The organism is Streptomyces sp. NPDC104313 (assembly GCF_055583985.1).
Window position 1 is genome coordinate 1 of the sequence record NZ_JBVJMW010000011.1, and the last position, 18,340, is coordinate 18,340.

Annotated in this window: 16 protein-coding genes and 1 riboswitch; of the genes, 13 read left to right on the forward strand and 3 right to left on the reverse strand. The window is 69.2% G+C overall.

Going from position 1 to position 18,340, the window contains the following annotated elements; all coding sequences use genetic code 11:
- The first annotated feature begins 204 nt into the window (after positions 1-204).
- From ACZ60Q_RS24315 to ACZ60Q_RS24360, 10 genes are all read left to right on the forward strand, one after another.
- Positions 205-813, forward strand: coding sequence for a CDP-alcohol phosphatidyltransferase family protein (locus ACZ60Q_RS24315; protein WP_469638349.1), 609 nt, complete (start codon positions 205-207; stop codon positions 811-813).
- 112 nt (positions 814-925) lie between these two features.
- Positions 926-3,421: a sugar phosphate nucleotidyltransferase gene (locus tag ACZ60Q_RS24320; RefSeq protein WP_469638352.1), complete on the forward strand. Its 2,496-nt coding sequence runs from the start codon at positions 926-928 to the stop codon at positions 3,419-3,421.
- Positions 3,422-3,518: 97 nt separating this feature from the next.
- Positions 3,519-4,433, forward strand: a complete 915-nt coding sequence (locus ACZ60Q_RS24325; protein WP_469638355.1) for a DUF881 domain-containing protein — start codon at positions 3,519-3,521, stop codon at positions 4,431-4,433.
- Positions 4,430-4,762: a small basic family protein gene (locus ACZ60Q_RS24330; protein ID WP_003970459.1), complete on the forward strand. Its 333-nt coding sequence runs from the start codon at positions 4,430-4,432 to the stop codon at positions 4,760-4,762. The genes ACZ60Q_RS24325 and ACZ60Q_RS24330 overlap by 4 nt, the downstream gene beginning before the upstream one ends.
- 5 nt (positions 4,763-4,767) lie before the next feature.
- Entirely contained in the window at positions 4,768-5,577 is an 810-nt protein-coding gene (locus ACZ60Q_RS24335) for a DUF881 domain-containing protein (protein WP_469638358.1), read from the forward strand.
- A gap of 190 nt (positions 5,578-5,767) precedes the next feature.
- Positions 5,768-6,547, forward strand: a complete 780-nt coding sequence (locus ACZ60Q_RS24340; protein ID WP_469638361.1) for an FHA domain-containing protein — start codon at positions 5,768-5,770, stop codon at positions 6,545-6,547.
- A 42-nt stretch (positions 6,548-6,589) separates the two neighbouring features.
- Positions 6,590-7,333: a transcriptional regulator FtsR gene (gene ftsR / locus ACZ60Q_RS24345; RefSeq protein WP_469638364.1), complete on the forward strand. Its 744-nt coding sequence runs from the start codon at positions 6,590-6,592 to the stop codon at positions 7,331-7,333.
- Positions 7,334-7,386: 53 nt separating this feature from the next.
- Complete coding sequence (locus tag ACZ60Q_RS24350) at positions 7,387-7,860, forward strand: bifunctional nuclease family protein (RefSeq protein ID WP_006123076.1); 474 nt, start codon at positions 7,387-7,389, stop codon at positions 7,858-7,860.
- Between the two features lie 168 nt (positions 7,861-8,028).
- Positions 8,029-8,655 carry a MerR family transcriptional regulator gene (locus ACZ60Q_RS24355; protein WP_469638367.1) on the forward strand — a complete coding sequence of 209 codons (627 nt, stop codon included), beginning with the start codon at positions 8,029-8,031 and terminating at the stop codon, positions 8,653-8,655.
- Between the two features lie 111 nt (positions 8,656-8,766).
- Positions 8,767-10,227: a DNA polymerase IV gene (locus ACZ60Q_RS24360; protein WP_469638370.1), complete on the forward strand. Its 1,461-nt coding sequence runs from the start codon at positions 8,767-8,769 to the stop codon at positions 10,225-10,227.
- Here the strand turns inward: ACZ60Q_RS24360 and ACZ60Q_RS24365 are convergent.
- Positions 10,149-10,520 (reverse strand): PRC-barrel domain-containing protein, encoded by a 372-nt coding sequence (locus ACZ60Q_RS24365; RefSeq protein WP_469638373.1) that lies wholly within the window; start codon positions 10,518-10,520, stop codon positions 10,149-10,151. The genes ACZ60Q_RS24360 and ACZ60Q_RS24365 overlap by 79 nt on opposite strands.
- A 132-nt stretch (positions 10,521-10,652) precedes the next feature.
- Positions 10,653-10,750, forward strand: a riboswitch (glycine riboswitch).
- Between the two features lie 195 nt (positions 10,751-10,945).
- Between ACZ60Q_RS24365 and gcvP the strand changes: the two genes are divergently transcribed.
- Entirely contained in the window at positions 10,946-13,831 is a 2,886-nt protein-coding gene (gene gcvP, locus ACZ60Q_RS24370; RefSeq protein WP_469638376.1) for an aminomethyl-transferring glycine dehydrogenase, read from the forward strand.
- Positions 13,832-13,933: 102 nt separating this feature from the next.
- Here gcvP and ACZ60Q_RS24375 read toward each other — a convergent pair whose 3' ends face one another.
- Entirely contained in the window at positions 13,934-14,140 is a 207-nt protein-coding gene (locus tag ACZ60Q_RS24375; RefSeq protein ID WP_469638379.1) for a DUF5999 family protein, read from the reverse strand.
- A gap of 306 nt (positions 14,141-14,446) precedes the next feature.
- Positions 14,447-15,031, reverse strand: coding sequence for a hypothetical protein (locus tag ACZ60Q_RS24380; RefSeq protein ID WP_469638381.1), 585 nt, complete (start codon positions 15,029-15,031; stop codon positions 14,447-14,449).
- Positions 15,032-15,515: 484 nt separating this feature from the next.
- On the opposite strand from ACZ60Q_RS24380, the gene ACZ60Q_RS24385 reads away from it, so the two are divergent.
- Together ACZ60Q_RS24385 and ACZ60Q_RS24390 are read left to right on the forward strand one after the other, a co-directional pair.
- Entirely contained in the window at positions 15,516-17,021 is a 1,506-nt protein-coding gene (locus tag ACZ60Q_RS24385; protein ID WP_469638384.1) for a glutamate-cysteine ligase family protein, read from the forward strand.
- 528 nt (positions 17,022-17,549) lie between these two features.
- Positions 17,550-18,329: a CPBP family intramembrane glutamic endopeptidase gene (locus ACZ60Q_RS24390; protein WP_469638387.1), complete on the forward strand. Its 780-nt coding sequence runs from the start codon at positions 17,550-17,552 to the stop codon at positions 18,327-18,329.
- Positions 18,330-18,340 lie beyond the last annotated feature (11 nt).

Genomic DNA, 18,340 nt, shown 5'->3' on the forward strand with positions numbered 1-18,340 from the left:
TGGTACTGCAGGGGGGACCCTGTGGGAGAGTAGGACGCCGCCGAACAATTTTTCCGGGAAAGCCCCGTGCCATTGGCACGGGGCTTTTCTGCGTTTCAGTACCTTTGGCCTACCGTCTTCGCTCCACCCCCGTGCACCGGAGGGGGGAAGCTGAGGGTAGGGTCAGAGGGCATCATTGGCACATTCTTCACAGGAGGCCCCCGGGTGGAGGTCCAGGAGACTCGGGTCCAGACGGACCGGGTCCTCACCATCCCCAACATCCTCAGCATGGCTCGCCTTGTCGGGGTACCGCTCTTCCTGTGGCTGATTCTTCGCCCCGTGTTCGGAGGGCCCAACAGCGACAACTGGGCGCTGTTGGTACTGATGCTCAGCGGCATCAGCGACTACCTCGACGGGAAGCTCGCCCGCAAGTGGAACCAGATCAGCCGCCTCGGCCGGCTCTTGGACCCGGCGGCGGACCGCCTCTACATCCTTTCCACCCTGGTTGGCCTCACCTGGCGTGAGATCCTGCCCCTCTGGGTCACCGCGGCACTTCTCGCCCGGGAGCTGATGCTCCTGGTGATGGTGGCCATCCTGCGACGCCACGGCTATCCGCCTCCACAGGTCAACTTCCTCGGGAAAGCTGCAACCTTCAACCTGATGTACGCGTTCCCCTTGTTGCTGCTCAGCGACGGGAGTGGTTGGCTGGCCACACTGGCCGCCGTCTTCGGATGGGCGTTCGCAGGATGGGGTACAACGCTCTACTGGTGGGCAGGAATCCTCTATGTGGTTCAGGTCCGCCGGATCGTGAAGGCGGACACAGTAGCCGATTGAGCTCGTTGATGTGGTGCCGCGCAGTGTGGCCGGCCCGCGGCAGATGTTCTGAATGTTGCCCCGACGGGTGAACTCGGCTAACCGTCGTCTCTTCTAGGAGGACGTTTCCGATATGAAGGCCGTCGTGATGGCTGGCGGCGAAGGCACACGTCTTCGCCCCATGACCTCGAGCATGCCCAAGCCGCTCCTCCCCGTGGCGAACAGGCCGATCATGGAGCACGTCCTGCGGCTGCTCAAGCGGCATGGGCTCAGTGAAACGGTAGTGACCGTCCAGTTCCTCGCCTCCCTCGTCAAGAATTATTTCGGGGACGGCGAAGAGCTCGGGATGGAGCTCACCTATGCCAACGAGGAGAAGCCGCTCGGTACCGCGGGCAGCGTGAAGAACGCCGAAGAGGCGTTGAAGGACGACACGTTCCTCGTCATTTCCGGCGACGCGCTCACGGACTTCGACCTCACCGATCTCATCGCGTTCCACAAGGAAAAGGGCGGGCTCGTCACGGTCTGCCTGACCAGGGTTCCCAATCCCCTGGAATTCGGGATCACCATCGTGGACGAGAACGGTCAGGTCGAACGGTTCCTGGAGAAGCCGACCTGGGGACAGGTCTTCTCGGACACCGTGAACACGGGCATCTACGTCATGGAGCCCGAGGTCTTCGACTACGTCCAGGCCGACACCTCGGTCGACTGGTCCGGTGATGTCTTCCCTCAGCTGATGAAGGAGGGCAAGCCCATCTACGGCTATATCGCCGAGGGCTACTGGGAAGACGTAGGTACTCACGAAAGCTATGTGAAGGCCCAGGCGGACGTCCTGGAGCGCAAGGTCGACGTGGAGCTCGACGGTTTCGAGATCTCGCCAGGCGTGTGGGTCGCCGAAGGTGCTGAGGTCCACCCCGACGCCGTGCTGCGCGGGCCGTTGTACATCGGCGACTACGCCAAGGTCGAGGCGGATGTCGAGATCCGCGAGCACACGGTCGTGGGGTCGAACGTCGTCGTCAAGACGGGCGCCTTCCTCCACAAGGCCGTGGTGCACGACAACGTCTACATCGGACAGCACAGCAACCTCCGGGGCTGTGTGGTCGGCAAGAACACCGACATCATGCGCGCGGCCCGGATCGAGGACGGCGCCGTCATCGGGGACGAATGTCTGGTCGGCGAGGAGTCGATCATCCAGGGCAACGTCCGGGTGTACCCGTTCAAGACCATCGAGGCCGGCGCGTTCGTCAACACCTCGGTGATCTGGGAGTCCCGGGGGCAGGCGCATCTCTTCGGAGCACGCGGGGTCTCCGGAATCCTGAATGTCGAGATCACCCCCGAACTGGCCGTACGGCTGGCGGGCGCCTACGCCACGACCCTCAAGAAGGGCTCGACGGTCACGACCGCACGTGACCACTCCCGAGGTGCCCGCGCCCTCAAGCGGGCCGTCATCTCGGCCCTCCAGGCCAGTGCCATCGATGTCCGTGACCTGGAGAACGTACCCCTGCCCGTGGCGCGCCAGCAGACCGCCCGGGGCAGCGCCGGCGGCATCATGATCCGTACGTCGCCCGGGGTGCCCGACTCGGTGGACATCATGTTCATCGACGAGCGGGGCGCGGACCTCTCGCAGGCCCAGCAGCGCAAGCTCGACCGGGTCTACGCGCGCCAGGAGTACCGCAGGGCCTTCCCCGGCGAGATCGGGGACCTGCACTTCCCGTCCAGCGTGTTCGACGCGTACACCGGCTCCCTCCTGCGGAACGTCGACGTCGACGGCATCGCGGACTCCGGGCTCAAGGTCGTCGTCGACGCCTCCAACGGCAGCGCCGGGCTCGTCCTGCCCAGCCTGCTCGGGCGGCTCGGCGTGGACGCGCTGACGATCAACCCCGGGCTCGACGAGGCGCGGCCCACCGAGTCCGCCGAAACCCGGCGGGCGGGTCTCATGCGGCTCGGGGAGATCGTGTCCTCCGCACGGGCCGCCTTCGGGGTGCGCTTCGACCCGGTGGGCGAGCGGCTCTCCCTCGTCGACGAACTGGGCCGGATCATCGAGGACGACCGGGCCCTGCTGGTCCTCCTCGATCTCGTTGCCGCCGAGCGGCGCAGTGGTCGTGTCGCCCTGCCCGTGACGACCACGCGCGTCGCCGAGCAGGTGGCGGCCTACCACGGCACCCAGGTGGAGTGGACGACCACCTCGCCCGACGATCTGACCCGGGTGGGCCGTGAAGAGGACACCATCTTCGGAGGAGACGGGCGTGGAGGGTTCATCGTTCCCGAGTTCAGCAGCGTCTTCGACGGGACCGCCGCCTTCGTCCGGCTCATCGGGCTCGTCGCGCGCACCCAGCTCACCCTGAGCCAGATCGACGCCCGGATTCCCCGGGCGCATGTCCTGCGCCGCGACCTGGCGACGCCTTGGGCCGTCAAGGGGCTCGTCATGCGCCGGGTCGTCGAAGCGGCCGGTGACCGCAGCGTGGACACCACGGACGGGGTCCGGGTGGTCGAGGCGGACGGGCGGTGGATCATGGTTCTGCCCGACCGGGCGGAGGCAGTCACCCATGTGTGGGCGGAAGGCCCGGACGACGCCTCGGCCCAGGCACTGCTCGACGAGTGGGCCGCGGTGGTGGACAGCGCCGGGGACTGACGCGAAGACGGTGCGCCGCGACCCCCTGGCCGGGGTGTCGCGGCGTACTGGTGGGGCCATTCGGCGGCAGCCGTGATGACGTGCGACGATGTGCGGCATGTCGCAGCAGTCCCCCGATCGGAGCACCGCCTCGCCACCCGCACGCCCCGACGCCTCCATGTCGCTGCTGAACAACGTGATGGACCACAGCCTCGACGACGGGTACGCGGAGGCCTCCGCGCGGCGCAGGGCCGACGGAAGTGCCGGGCTGCCCCGTACGCTCAAGTCGAAGCTCGGCCTGGCCGCCGGACTAGTGGTGGCCGCCCTCGTGGTCACCCTCGGCGCCGCCGAGGCGCGGATCTCCGCGCCGGTCGTCGCCAAGGAGCGCGAGGAGCTGATCGACCGCATCGACGCGGAGACAGAGGCCGCCGACACGTTGGAGTCCGACGTCGACAAGCTCCGCCGCGATGTGAGTGAACGTCAGCGCAAGGCACTTGAGCAGCACGGCGGGGACCAGGGGCAGCTGGTGGCGCTGCTGGCCGGAGCGACGCCGGTCGAGGGCCCCGGCGTGAGGCTGATCGTCGACGACGCGAAGGAAACCGACCAGGGCGGCGGCGGGCCACGCGAGTCGACGGGCTTCGCCGACACCGGGCGGTTGCGCGACCGGGACATGCAGCGTGTCGTCAACGGTCTGTGGGAATCCGGGGCCGAGGCCATCGCCATCAACGGGCAGAGGCTGACGGCACTGTCGGCCATCCGGGCCGCGGGCGACGCCATACTGGTCGACAACAGACCGCTCGTACCGCCGTACACGGTGCTCGCGGTGGGGGACGGCAACAAGCTCGCGACCGCCTTCCAGGACAGCGCCGACGGCCAGTACCTGCACGCGCTCAAGGAGAGCTTCGACATCCGCACCAGCATCTCCGAGCAGGCGAAGGTGCGGCTTCCCGCCGCGCCGAGCCTGATCGTCCGTACAGCAGAGCCGAAGGCCGCCGGCAGTGGTGCGGCAGACACAGGGAAGGGCACATCGTGATCGCCGTACTGGGCCTCGTCGTGGGAGTCGTGGTCGGACTGTTGGTCCGGCCCGAGGTACCGGCGGTGGTCGAGCCCTATCTGCCGATCGCGGTGGTCGCCGCGCTCGACGCCGTCTTCGGCGGTCTGCGGGCCATGCTCGACGGCATCTTCGTCGACAAGGTCTTCGTGGTCTCCTTCCTCTCCAACGTCGTGGTGGCCGCGCTGATCGTCTTCCTCGGCGACAAACTGGGTGTCGGCGCTCAGCTGTCCACCGGTGTGGTGGTCGTGCTGGGTATCCGGATCTTCTCCAACGCCGCTGCGATCCGCCGGCACGTCTTCCGGGCTTGAGGCCGATGAACAACAACGAGAACTCCCGCAGCGAACAGCCCGAAGACGGCGCGTCCGCCGTCCCGGACGATTCCGCGCCGCTGCCCACCGCGGAGATGTCCGGCCGTCAGAGGCTGCTGGCGGGCCTCTGGCCGCCGCGACTGAGCCGCGCCCAACTGATCGTCGCCGTGCTGCTGTTCGGGCTCGGACTGGGGCTCGCCATCCAGGTGCGGTCCACCAGCGACGACAGTGCGCTGCGCGGCGCCCGGCAGGAGGACCTGGTCCGTATCCTCGACGAGGTCGACGACCGGACCCAGCGTCTGGAGGACGAGAAGCAGCGTCTGGACGATCAGCGCACCGAGCTGGAGAACAGCTCCGACCAGGCCGAGGAGGCCCGGAAACAGACGCTGGAGAAGGAACGCCAGCTCGGCATCCTCGCGGGCACCGTGGCGGCCAAGGGCCCCGGCATCACGCTGACGATCACCGACCCCTCGGGGGCGGTCGCGCCCGACATGCTGCTCGACGCCATTCAGGAACTGCGCGCGGCGGGGGCCGAGGCGATCCAGGTGAACAGGGTGCGGGTGGTGGCCAACACCTACTTCTCCGGGGACGCCGGGGGCATTCAGGTGGACGGGAAGGAGATCGAGGCACCGTACGAGTTCACGGTGATCGGCAAACCACAGGATCTGGAGCCCGCCCTCAACATTCCCGGTGGTGTGGTCCAGACGTTGGAGAAGGAGCAGGCCACGGTGCTCGTGGAGCGGTCCGACGATATCGTCGTCGATGCCTTGCGACCGGCGCAGCGGCCTGACTACGCTCGGTCGTCATCCCCGTGAGCCGGGGATATGTGAGGGCCGGTGGAGCGGGTCGGACGGTTGCGGGGGGTCGGCGCACCGGATTGGTGGTGCGTGGTGGAAACTGTCGGGTGGATACGGACGTTGTGAAGATGTCCGGGTCGGCAGGTGTGTTCAATCAGGGTTCGTCCTGCCCCACGGGCGGGTCTATGTCGGTCAAGGGGAATCGCCCGTGAAGTTGTTTGCGAAGTTGTTCGGGAAGAGCGCACGCCAGGACAGCAACAGTGCTGCCCGTCACCGCGCGCCGCGCCACGGTCAGGGTGAGGAGCAGGAGGCGGAGCGTCCGCTCTTCCGTGACGAGGTGTCCGGCACCCAGGGGGGTGACGGCGTGTCGTCTGTTGACCCTGCCGGTGCCGGACGCATAGGTTCCGGCGCACCATCAGCCTCGAGTACGGGTGGAGGGGTCACCCCGGCGGGCTCGTCGATGCCGGTCTGTACGAGGTGCGGTCACCGCAACGCGGAGGCCAGCAGGTTCTGTTCCAACTGCGGCGCGCCGCTGCGGGGCGGCGTTCCCGAGCGCCCCTCGGAGACGACGTCCACGATCTCCATCTCCGGTCTCGAGGCGTACGAGGCGGAGGCGACGGGCCAGACCGCTCTGCCCTCGCTCTCCCCGGAGGCCCAGGCCGCGGTCGACGCGCTGCCCGGAGGCTCGGCGCTGCTGGTCGTGCGGAGGGGCCCGAACTCCGGGAGCCGCTTCCTGCTCGACAGTGACCTGACCACGGCCGGCCGCCACCCGCAGAGCGACATCTTTCTCGATGACGTGACCGTGTCGCGGCGTCATGTGGAGTTCCGCAGGAGCCCGGACGGTAGCTTCACCGTGGGCGATGTCGGCAGCCTCAACGGCACCTACGTCAACCGTGAGCGCATCGATTCGGTCCAGCTGTCCAACGGCGACGAAGTCCAGATCGGAAAGTACCGCCTGGTCTTCTATGCGAGCCCGCGGGGCGTGTGACCAGCCCCCGGACTCCGTCCGGGGGGACCCCGAGGAAGGCCCATGCTGCGAACACCGACAGGCGGTGCCGGCCACGGCACCGCCACCGCGCAAGCGCGCCCGATGAGCATCGGTACGGTGCTCATCCAGCTGCGCGACGAGTTTCCCGAAGTCACCATCTCCAAGATCCGGTTCCTGGAGGCCGAGGGGCTCATCGAGCCGCAGCGCACTCCTTCCGGATACCGGAAGTTCGCCCCGCGTGATGTGGAGCGCCTGGCGCAGGTGCTCCGCATGCAGCGGGACCACTACCTGCCGCTGAAGGTCATCCGGGAGCACCTGGACGCGCTGGCCCGGGGCGAGCAGCCCGTTCTGCCCTCGCCCGGCGAGCGGCGGGACCTTGCCGACGGGGTGTGGGACACCGGCCCCGGGACGGCGACCGCCGCCCGGATCGGACGGGCCGAGCTGCTCGCGGCGGCCGAGGTCGACGAGGACCGGCTGGCCGAGTGGGAGTCCTACGGCCTTATCGTCCCGGCCCCCGCGGGTGGCTATGACGCCGAGATGGTGACGGTCGCCAAGCTGGTGGCGGATCTGGGGCGTTTCGGTCTGGAACCACGTCATCTTCGCGCCATGCGCGCCTCCGCCGACCGGGAGGCGGGCCTGGTGGAGCAGCTGGTCGCACCCCTGCGCCGGCACCGAAATCCGCAGACCAGAGCCCATGCCGAGGCCACCGCGAACGAGCTCGCCGAGCTGTCCGTACGGCTGCACGCGGCACTCGTGCAGAGCGCTCTGCGCAGCCGTCTGCACTGACCTCGGCGGAGCCCGACTACCCAAACATGGCGAGCACGTCCTAGGGTTGCTGTGTGAACGAGCTCGACGTTGTCGGTGTCCGGGTGGAAATGCCCTCCAACCAACCGATCGTTCTCCTGCGTGAAGTGGGAGGCGATCGGTACCTCCCCATTTGGATCGGTCCTGGGGAGGCGACCGCGATCGCCTTCGCCCAGCAAGGCATGGCTCCCGCCAGGCCGCTGACCCATGACCTGTTCAAGGATGTGCTCGAGGCCGTGGGCCAGGAGCTCACCGAGGTCCGCATCACGGACCTCCGAGAAGGGGTCTTCTACGCGGAGCTCGTCTTCGCCAGCGGAGTCGAGGTGAGCGCCCGGCCCTCCGACGCCATAGCGCTCGCCCTGCGGACCGGCACGCCGATCTACGGCAGTGACGGCGTGCTGGACGATGCGGGCATCGCGATCCCCGACGAGCAGGAGGACGAGGTGGAGAAGTTCCGCGAATTCCTTGATCAGATCTCTCCGGAGGACTTCGGTACGAACAGTCAGTGACCGTCCCGCAGGGGTGCTGTCAGCGCATCCGACAAGCCTTTCCCGGAAACGAGACACGGGAAACCACCCTCAGGGTGATTATCACTCGGCGTGCCGAGTGTGGCGATCGTTGACGCACCCCGAGTGACTGCCTACCTTCGAGTGGGCAGGTCAAGGACGGAGGTCGGCGTGAGAAGCAGCGGCGACGGTACGGCGGCGGGTGGGCCGTATCCGCAGCACGGCAGTGGAGCCGACCACGCCATCAGGCAGCCGGTTCAACCGGCAGCGGTGGCAGCGGGCGGCGTGGCAGCGGCGAGCGATGCCGACGACATCGGCTATCGCGGACCGACGGCATGCGCGGCGGCGGGGATCACCTACCGCCAGTTGGACTACTGGGCCCGGACGGGACTGGTCGAGCCCAGTGTGCGCCCGGCCTACGGGTCGGGGACCCAGCGTCTCTACAGTTTCCGGGACGTGGTGCTCCTCAAGATCGTCAAGCGGTTCCTGGACACCGGGGTCGCTCTGCAGAACATCCGCACCACGGTCCAGCATCTGCGGGCCCGCGGTTTCCAGGATCTTGAGCGCATGACGCTGATGTGCGACGGGGCCACGGTCTACGAGTGCTCCTCGCCCGACGAGGTCGTCAGCCTGCTCCAGGGCGGGCAGGGAGTCTTCGGGATCGCCGTCGGCGTCGTCTGGCGGGATGTGGAGGCGGCGCTCTCGCAGCTCCATGGCGAGCGGGTCGACACCGGGGAGACGCTCGTCGGCCACAACCCGGCGGACGAGCTGGCGCGGCGCCGCAACCGCGCCGTCTGAGCGGCCCGGACGTACAGCACGGCGGGCGGGACGAACAGGACCACGGGACGGTCCGGCACCCACGGGCGCCGGACCGTCCCGTTGTCAGTGACGTAGGGCAGCATCGACGGTGTGAGACCCGCGCCCACCATCCTTCACCTGGACATGGACGCCTTCTACGCGTCGGCGGAGCAGGCGGCCAAGCCGAGCCTGCGCGGCAAGGCGGTCGTGGTGGGCGGTCTCGGACCCCGCGGAGTGGTCGCCACCGCCTCGTACGAGGCCCGGCGCCTGGGCGTGCACTCGGCGATGCCCACCGCGCAGGCCCGGCGGCTCGCACCGAACGCCGCCTACCTTGTGCCCCGCTTCTCCCTGTACCGGACGGTGAGCGAGCAGGTGATGGAGCTCCTGGGGCGGCTGTCGCCCCTGGTGGAGCCGCTCAGCCTGGACGAGGCCTTCGTGGACCTGGAGGCCGGCGGAACGGCTGACGACGCGGCGTCGGCCCGCGCGACGGGTGAAGGGCTGCGGACGGCCATCCGCGCGGTGACAGGCCTCAGCGGATCCGTCGGGCTGGCCGGTTCAAAGATGCTCGCCAAGATCGCCTCCGAGGAGGCCAAGCCCGACGGGCTGCTGCTCATCGAGCCGGGCACCGAGCGCGAACTGCTCGCTCCCCTGTCCGTGCGCATCCTGCCGGGGGTCGGCCCGGCCACCGGCGACCATCTCAGACGCGCAGGGATGACCACCGTCCACGACCTGGCCGAGGCGGGCGAGGCGGAGCTCGTACGGCTGGTCGGCAGGGCCCACGGCCACGGGCTCTACCGGATGGCGCTGGGACTCGACGACCGGCCGGTGGTCGCCGAGCGGGATGCCAAGTCCGTATCGGTGGAGGACACGTTCGACGTGGACCTGCACGACCGGGTGCGGGTGCGGGCCGAGGTGGAGCGGCTCGCCGTCCGGTGCGTGGAGCGGCTGCGCGCCGCCGACCGGTCGGGCCGCACGGTGGTGCTGAAGGTGCGCCGCTACGACTTCTCCACCCTGACCCGCTCCGAGACGCTCAGAGGACCCACGGACGACCCCACAGTGGTCCGCGAGGCGGCCGGGCGGCTGCTGGAGTCCGTCGACACCACGGGGGGCGTACGGCTGCTGGGGGTCGGCGTGACGGGGCTGGCCGACTACACCCAGGAGGACCTGTTCGCCCAGGCCGCCGACGCCCGGGAGATCGCTCAGCGGGCCGAGGAGGAGCACCGGGCGCCGTTCGTGGAGGGCGGCGAGAAGAACGCGGCGGCGGGGCCCGAGCCGGACAGCTCGGAGCTGCTCGCCGCGCGGCGCTGGCCCGCCGGGCACGACGTGCACCATGAGGAGCACGGGCACGGCTGGGTGCAGGGGAGCGGCGTGGGCCGGGTCACCGTCCGGTTCGAGGAACCGTGGAGCGCACCCGGTCGGGTGCTGACGTTCCGCATCGACGATCCACTGCTGCGGCCCGCCGACCCGCTGCCGCTCGTCCGTGATGCGGCAGACTACTCCTCCTGGCCCGCCAGCCTGCCGAAGTCCCGGTCGGGCGCCGACTCCTTTGGCGGCGGGGAGTCCAGCCCGTAATGGCGGTAGAGCTGCAGTTCCTGCTCGGGCGAGAGGTGCCGGCCGACGCCGAAGTCAGGCGCGCCCTTGATCAACGCGCGGTCGAAGGGGACACGCAGCGCGTCCTCGGCGAATTCGCTGGGTTCCAGGGGGACGAAGGCGTCTCTGCTGAACAGGCCGGTGCGGATGGCCGCCCACTCGGGCACGCCCGTCGCGTCGTCGAGATAGACCTCATCCACCGTTCCGATCTTTGCGCCCTCGCGATCGAACGCCTTGCGGCCGATCAGGCGGCGCGGATCGATATCGGTCTGCACGGTGCCTCCCACTGGTCGCAACTGCTCAGGGTGGTCCCTGTGGCTCCACCAGCACCAGACAAGTGCAGATCCGTGGCGTCGGCCACTCGAGAACTCCGGCGCAGTGGCCGCTGGTAGGCTGGCTGTGGCTGCTGATCCCGTGCGGGAGAGTCCTCCGGTGCGGAATCCGGAGGCGCCGAAGGAGCAACTCCTCCCCGGAATCTCTCAGGCCCCCGTACCGCACGGACGAGGTCACTCTGGAAAGCAGGGCGATTCCGTGCGGGCGCAGGCCCAGGCACGGACTCGACCCTCACCGACGGTGAAAGTCGGCACGCCCCCGGGCGGGCCGGTGAAGCTCTCAGGTTGAGATGACAGAGGGGGAGGCCGTTCGGGCACCCGCGCCGTGGTGCCCCTCGCAGGTCGTGACAGACCAGGAGGCCTCCACCATGACCCCCCGTCGCACTCCGCTCTCCCAGCTGGAGCAGGGCATTCCGTTCGAGCAGCGCCACATAGGGCCCGACGCCGGAGCCCAGGCGAAGATGCTCGCCCAGGTCGGCTACGGCTCCCTCGACGAGCTCACCGCCGCCGCGGTGCCCGACGTGATCAAGAGCGCGGATGCCCTGAACCTTCCCTCGGCGCGCACCGAGGCGGAGGTCCTGGCCGAGCTGCGGTCGCTGGCCGACCGCAACCAGGTGCTGGCCCCGATGATCGGTCTCGGCTACTACGGAACCTTCACGCCGCCCGTCATCCTGCGCAACGTCATGGAGAACCCCGCCTGGTACACGGCTTACACGCCGTACCAGCCCGAGATCTCCCAGGGCCGCCTGGAGGCCCTCCTCAACTTCCAGACGATGGTCGCCGAGCTGACCGGGCTGCCCACCTCCGGCGCTTCGCTGCTCGACGAGGGCACCGCGGCAGCCGAGGCGATGGCCCTCGCCCGGCGCGTCGGCAAGGTGAAGAAGGGCGTCTTCCTGGTCGACGCCGACACCCTGCCGCAGACCATCGCGGTGATCGAGACCCGCGCCGAGCCCACCGGCGTCGAGGTCGTCGTCGCCGACCTGAGCGAGGGCATCCCCGCCGAGATCGCCGAGCGCGGCGTCTTCGGCGTGCTGCTCCAGTACCCGGGCGCCTCCGGAGCCGTACGCGTCATCGAGCCCGTCATCGAGCAGGCCCACGAGCTCGGCGCGATCGTCACCGTCGCCGCCGACCTGCTGGCCCTCACGCTGCTCACCTCGCCCGGCGCGCTCGGCGCCGACATCGCGGTCGGCACCACCCAGCGCTTCGGCGTCCCGATGGGCTTCGGCGGTCCGCACGCCGGTTTCATGGCGGTCCGCGAGAAGTTCGCCCGCTCCCTGCCCGGCCGCCTCGTCGGCGTCTCCGTCGACGCGGACGGCAACAAGGCCTACCGCCTGGCCCTCCAGACCCGTGAGCAGCACATCCGCCGCGAGAAGGCCACCAGCAACATCTGCACCGCTCAGGTCCTGCTCGCCGTCATGGCCGGGATGTACGCGGTCTACCACGGCCCCGACGGGCTGCGGACGATCGCCCGGCGCACCCACCGCTTCGCCGCGATCCTGGCCGACGGCCTGCGGAGCGCCGACGTCGACGTCGCGCACGGCGCGTTCTTCGACACCCTGACCGTGCGCGTCCCCGGCCGGGCCGCGGCCGTCGTCGCGGACGCCCGGGAGCGCGGGGTCAACCTCCGCCTCGTCGACGCGGACCAGGTCTCCGTCGCCTGCGACGAGACCACCACCCGTGCGCAGATCGCCGCCGTCTGGGCCGCCTTCGGCGCCGAGGGCGACATCGAGGCTCTGGACACGAAGGTCGCCGACGCGCTGCCCGAGGCGCTGCTGCGCTCCGACGACATCCTGACCCACCCGGTCTTCCACCAGCACCGCTCCGAGACCGCGATGCTGCGCTACCTGCGCAAGCTCGCCGACCGCGACTACGCGCTGGACCGCGGCATGATCCCGCTCGGCTCCTGCACCATGAAGCTGAACGCGACCGCCGAGATGGAGTCGATCACCTGGCCCGAGTTCGGTGCCCTGCACCCCTTCGCCCCGGCCGAGCAGGCGCAGGGCTTCCTCACCCTCATCCGTGAGCTGGAGGAGCGCCTCGCCGAGGTCACCGGCTACGACGCGGTGTCCATCCAGCCCAACGCGGGCTCCCAGGGCGAGTTCGCGGGTCTGCTGGCCGTCCGGGCGTACCACCGGGCCAACGGCGACGATCAGCGCACCGTCTGTCTCATCCCGTCCTCCGCGCACGGCACCAACGCCGCCAGCGCCGTCATGGCGGGCATGAAGGTCGTCGTGGTGAAGACCGCCGACGACGGCGAGGTCGACATCGCGGACCTGCGTGCCAAGATCGAACAGTACCGCGACGAGCTGGCCGTGCTCATGATCACCTACCCGTCCACGCACGGGGTGTTCGAGGAGCACGTCGCCGAGATCTGCGGCGAGGTGCACGACGCGGGCGGCCAGGTCTACGTCGACGGCGCCAACCTCAACGCGCTGGTCGGGCTCGCCAAGCCCGGCAAGTTCGGTGGCGACGTCTCGCACCTGAACCTGCACAAGACCTTCTGTATCCCGCACGGCGGCGGCGGCCCCGGCGTCGGCCCGGTCGGCGTCCGCGCGCACCTCGCCCCGTACCTCCCCAACCACCCCCTCCAGCCCGCCGCGGGCCCGGAGACCGGCGTGGGCCCGATCTCGGCCGCCCCGTGGGGCTCCGCGGGCATTCTGCCGATCTCGTGGGCGTACGTCCGGCTGATGGGCGGCGAGGGCCTCAAGCGGGCCACGCAGGTCGCCGTGCTGGCCGCGAACTACATCGCCAAGCGCCTCGAGCCGCACTTCCCGATCCTCTACAACGGCCCGGCCGGTCTGGTCGCACACGAGTGCATCGTGGACCTGCGCCCGATCTCCAAGGCGACCGGCGTCTCCATCGACGACGTGGCCAAGCGTCTGATCGACTACGGCTTCCACTCGCCGACCATGTCGTTCCCGGTGGCCGGCACGCTGATGATCGAGCCGACGGAGAGCGAGAACCTCGCGGAGCTCGACCGGTTCTGCGACACCATGATCGCGATCCGGGCCGAGATCGAGAAGGTCGCCTCGGGGGAGTGGAGCCAGGACGACAACCCGCTGAGCAACGCCCCGCACACCGCGGCCGCGCTCGGCGGCGACTGGGACCACGGCTACAGCCGCGAGGAGGCCGTCTTCCCGGCCGGAGTGTCCGTCGCGGACAAGTACTGGCCGCCGGTGCGCCGTATCGACGGGGCCTTCGGCGACCGGAACCTGGTCTGCTCCTGCCCCCCGCTGGACGCGTACGAGGACTGAGACAGCGTGTGGTAGGGCGTGCGCCGGAGGGGTGTACGCCGGACATGCGTCGGGGCCGGTGCGGAGATCTCTCCGGGCCGGCCCCTGTTCGTGGAGCCGTCCTCAGGCGGCCTTCACCACGAGGCCGGCTGTCAGGGTCCGGTGCGGGGCGATGATCTGCCCGTCGGGCAGCAGTTCGCCGGTGTCCTCGAAGAGCAGGACGCCGTTGCACAAGAGGCTCCAACCCTGTTCGGGGTGGTGGGCCGTCAGGCGGGCGGCCTCCCGGTCGGGTGAATCGGCGGTGGGGCAGGGTGGCTGGTGCTGGCACATGGATGGGTTCTTTCGCTGCGTCGAGTCGAGTGTCCTGCGGCTGGATGAGGTGTTCATGGCCGCCCCCGTATCAGTCGGTCCGTCTCAGTGTTGCTCTACAGGAAAGATTCCGCAGGGATTTCGCTGTAGCACCCGTACTCCTCCCATGACGCATCACCCGCGCGGACGGTTCATCGCAACTGCACTGTCCCTTTGGGTGGTTCGGGGTGGCCGGATGGGGCTAGTCCCGAGTGGGCAGCACACCGCCCCCGCAGCGACCCCTGCCCCAGGGGTCGCTGCGGGGGCGGTGTGCCGGGGTGGCGCCGCTCAGGCCGAACTGAGAAGCGGTCCGGGGGTCACGCGCAGCGAGATGACGGGCAGTAGATCGGCGACCCGCTGCGGGCGGTGGGCCGCGATGCCCGGCGGGGCCGGCGCCAGGGGCACCAGGACGTCCGTCGGCGCGAGCATCCCGCCGGCGGGATCGGCTCCGGTGTCGCCGTGCAGCCAGAGGGTGAGCATGTACAGCTCAGGGATGGACAGCAGCCGGGCCTGGCAGGCGGTGACCGATCCCTCCGCCTGCCGGACGGCCAGCTCGGTCGAGGCGAGGTAGGGCCCCTCGAAGAAGTGCGAGAAGGTCCAGCCGTCGGGCGTGAGTACGGTGTCCGCCGCGGCGACCGCGCGGCCCTCGCTCCGGATCAGGAAACGCCAGGCCGTGAGGCGTGTCGGAGGTACCGTCCTGGCAGGTGCGATCCGGTCCAGCACATGTACGGGAAGCGGTAGTTCGGGGCTCAGCGGGCCCTGGAGGGACCGGAGAGCGGATGTTCGGGCCTCGCGGACGGCGGTGGGAGAACCGAGGGCCGCGAGAACACTGCGCAGGGCGGGCGCTGGAGCCGGGGGAACATGCAGCGGCATGGTGGGTCGCCTCTCACTTCGGAGACACGGTGGCGCTTGGGCGGATGCAGACGGCGCTGTCGGCATGCGGGCCGGAGACGGCCGGTGACGGGCGAGTCGCATCAGCTCTCTGCCTCGTTGAGCGGAGTTTATATGACGCGTGTTCACGCAGTGTTTCCGCTAGCAGTCGGAGCTATGTCGCACAAGGCTTCATTCGGCCTTCGGATTGCGGTATTGTTGGCGATTTGATCTGTCGGCGGCGGCGCCGACCTGGCGTTCTTCCGGCGAAGCGGTCGGCCAAAACGCGTCGGTATTTCCACCGTGCATACTTCGGCCGGAAATGTGGAGAGCCACATGCCACCGGAATGTGCCCCGGGTCTCCTTCCATCAGGATATCGGGGATCGGAGACCCGTGGGGGCGTTACGGATCACTCCCATTGGGCATCATCGATCGTGATGCGAGCGGCCTGGGCCGCGGGCCGCCCACTGGAGGAGGGACCCCTCGATGGGGGAGAAGGTCGTGGCGAAAGCCGTTGACCTGTCCGATCGACAGGCCTACCGCACCAAGCTCAACCAGTGCCTGGAGGTGCTGGGCAGACTGCTGGCGGAGCGGAGGTTCGACCGTCCGCGGAACCTGATGGGGCTGGAGATAGAACTGAATCTCGCGGGTTCCGACGGGATGCCCCGGATGATGAATCAGCAAGTGCTCCAGCGCATCGCGAGCCGGGATTTCCAGACCGAACTGGGGATGTTCAATCTCGAAGTGAATATCGTCCCGCACCGCCTCGGTGGCCGGGTTTTCGATCAGCTCGCGGAAGAGTTGCGGACCGGCCTCGCCTATGCGCACCGTAAGGCGGGGGAGGTGGACGCGGGGATCGTGATGATCGGAATCCTGCCCACCCTGGGGGAGCATGACGTGGTGTCCGCGAACCTCTCGGACGTGGACCGTTACACGCTGCTCAACGATCAAATGGCGGCCGCCCGGGGAGAGGATTTCCTCCTTGATATCGAAGGCGTCGAGCGCTTGGTCTGTACCTCGGCCTCGATCGCCCCGGAATCGGCCTGCACCTCGGTACAGCTGCACCTCCAGGTGACGCCGGCCCGGTTCGCCGACGTATGGAACGCCGCCCAGGCGATCACCGGCGTCCAGATCGCGCTGGGCGCCAACGCACCCTTCCTCTTCGGCAAGGAGCTGTGGCGGGAGTCCCGGCCACCCCTGTTCCAGCAGGCCACCGACGTGCGGCCGCCGGAGCTCGCGAACCAGGGTGTGCGCCCCAGGACCTGGTTCGGGGAGCGTTGGATCGGCTCCGCCCACGAGCTCTTCGAGGAGAACCTGCGCTACTTCCCTCCGCTGCTGCCGATCTGTGACGACGAGGACCCCCTGAAGGTGCTGGACGAGGGTGGGGTGCCCGAGCTGGCCGAGCTGGTGCTGCACAACGGCACCGTCTACCGCTGGAACCGTCCGGTGTACGGGATCGTCGACGGCGTCCCCCATCTGCGGGTGGAGAACCGGGTGCTGCCCGCCGGGCCGACGGTCACCGACGTGATCGCCAACGCCGCCTTCTACTACGGGCTCGTACGGGCGCTCGCCGAGGAGTCCCGGCCGGTGTGGAACAAGCTGCCGTTCGAGGCCGCCGAGGAGAACTTCACCGAGGCCTGCCGGCACGGCATCGACGCCGAGCTGCTCTGGCCGCGGTCGGGTCGCGCCGGCGGACTGGCCAGGATCCCCGCCGTGCAGCTGGTGCTGGAGGAACTGCTGCCGCTGGCCGCCGCGGGGCTGGACGCCTGGCACATCGAACCCGCCGACCGGGACCGCTATCTCGGGGTGATCGAGGAGCGCTGCAAGCGGCGTGTCAACGGGGCATCCTGGCAGGTGGCCACGTACCGCCGGGCCCTGGACGCCGGGCTGGGGCGGGACGCGGCGTTCGCGGCCACCACCCGCCGCTATGCCGAGCTGATGCACGCGGGAGAGCCGGTCCACACCTGGCCGGTGGGCTTCCCGGCACACTGAGGGCCGCCGTCGGGGGCCGGTCGCCGGTGACTGTCCAGGACCCGGCCTCCGGACCGATGGCTCCGGTGCGGCGAGTCCGTTCTGCCCTGCCTGTTCGGCCATGGAGCGCACGGGGGGGCGATGTCCGGGGAGGCCGCCCACGGACAGACGTACGGCCGATTCCTCGCAGGGTTGGGAGAACGACAGCAGGCCGGCCTTGGCCGCCGCGGCCGTTCAGGACGCCACGGCGCGGACGAGCAGGGTGGCGACGGCGACCGGGCGCCGCGGGCGCCGGGGGCCCGGATGGTCCCGGCGTCCTTTCGCCGCGTCGCTGTCGGGCAAGCTATGACGTCCCATGCCGATGGCGCCCCTCGTTCCTCGTTGAGGACGAAACAAGGAAAAGGGGGACGATCACCCTCACTGATGGTGGTCGCCCCCCGGCCTGTCGCGCATGATCTTCGTACCTTTATTCGAGACCCTGGTGCGGCGGTCGGTGGGATGAGACGTGATTGCAGAACAAAGGCAGGTGTACAGGTGGAGACCGGGCGCATGGCTGATTCTTTTCCCCAAGAGGCTGTGCCACGAAGGATCTTGCGGTCCGAGGTGGTGCTGGTCCTGGCGCTCTCGCTGGGCGCCAGCGGGGTGTCCGCCCTCATCAGCTTTGTCGGATCACTGACGAAACCAGGGGGTTTGAAGGACCAGGCGGCGACGCTCAACGGCTCGTACGCTCCGGGCCGCCCATGGCTCGATCTGTCGTGGCAGATGTTCGGAATCGCAACGGCTCTGGTACCGGTCGCGCTGGTCGCACACCTGCTGATCCGGGAAGGAGCAGGGCTGCGGGCCATCGGATTCGACCGTACGAAACCCTGGTTCGACCTCGGCCGGGGAACCTTGGTCGCGGCCGGTATCGGCAGCGCCGGCCTCGCCTTCTACCTGGTGGCCCGTGCCACCGGATTCAACCTGACGGTCGTTCCCGAGTCCCTGCCCGAGGTCTGGTGGAAGTTCCCTGTACTGATCCTCTCGGCGATCCAGAACTCCGTGGTGGAGGAGGTCATCGTCGTCGGATATCTGCTGCGCAGACTCGGGCAGTTGGGCTGGACGCCGATGGCCGCGCTGGTGGCAAGCTCCGTGCTGCGCGGGTCGTACCACCTGTATCAGGGCATCGGCGGCTTCATCGGCAACGTGGTGATGGGCGTCGTGTTCGTGCTGCTCTACCGACGCTGGGGCCGAGTGGGTCCGCTGGTCGTCGCGCACGCGCTCCTGGACATCGGGGCGTTCGTCGGATACGCCCTCCTCGCGGGCCGGGTCGACTGGCTGCCGACGCCCTGAGCGCGGGGCCG

Bases quoted from the DNA above. Each gene is read 5' to 3' on its own strand.
- ACZ60Q_RS24320 (WP_469638352.1), top strand. From the start codon at position 926: ATGAAGGCCGTCGTGATGGCTGGCGGCGAAGGCACACGTCTTCGCCCC.
- ACZ60Q_RS24325 (WP_469638355.1), top strand. From the start codon at position 3,519: ATGTCGCAGCAGTCCCCCGATCGGAGCACCGCCTCGCCACCCGCACGC.
- ACZ60Q_RS24335 (WP_469638358.1), top strand. From the start codon at position 4,768: ATGAACAACAACGAGAACTCCCGCAGCGAACAGCCCGAAGACGGCGCG.
- ftsR (WP_469638364.1), top strand. From the start codon at position 6,590: ATGCTGCGAACACCGACAGGCGGTGCCGGCCACGGCACCGCCACCGCG.
- gcvP (WP_469638376.1), top strand. From the start codon at position 10,946: ATGACCCCCCGTCGCACTCCGCTCTCCCAGCTGGAGCAGGGCATTCCG.
- ACZ60Q_RS24375 (WP_469638379.1), bottom strand. From the start codon at position 14,140: ATGTGCCAGCACCAGCCACCCTGCCCCACCGCCGATTCACCCGACCGG.
- ACZ60Q_RS24380 (WP_469638381.1), bottom strand. From the start codon at position 15,031: ATGCCGCTGCATGTTCCCCCGGCTCCAGCGCCCGCCCTGCGCAGTGTT.
- ACZ60Q_RS24385 (WP_469638384.1), top strand. From the start codon at position 15,516: ATGGGGGAGAAGGTCGTGGCGAAAGCCGTTGACCTGTCCGATCGACAG.
- ACZ60Q_RS24390 (WP_469638387.1), top strand. From the start codon at position 17,550: ATGGCTGATTCTTTTCCCCAAGAGGCTGTGCCACGAAGGATCTTGCGG.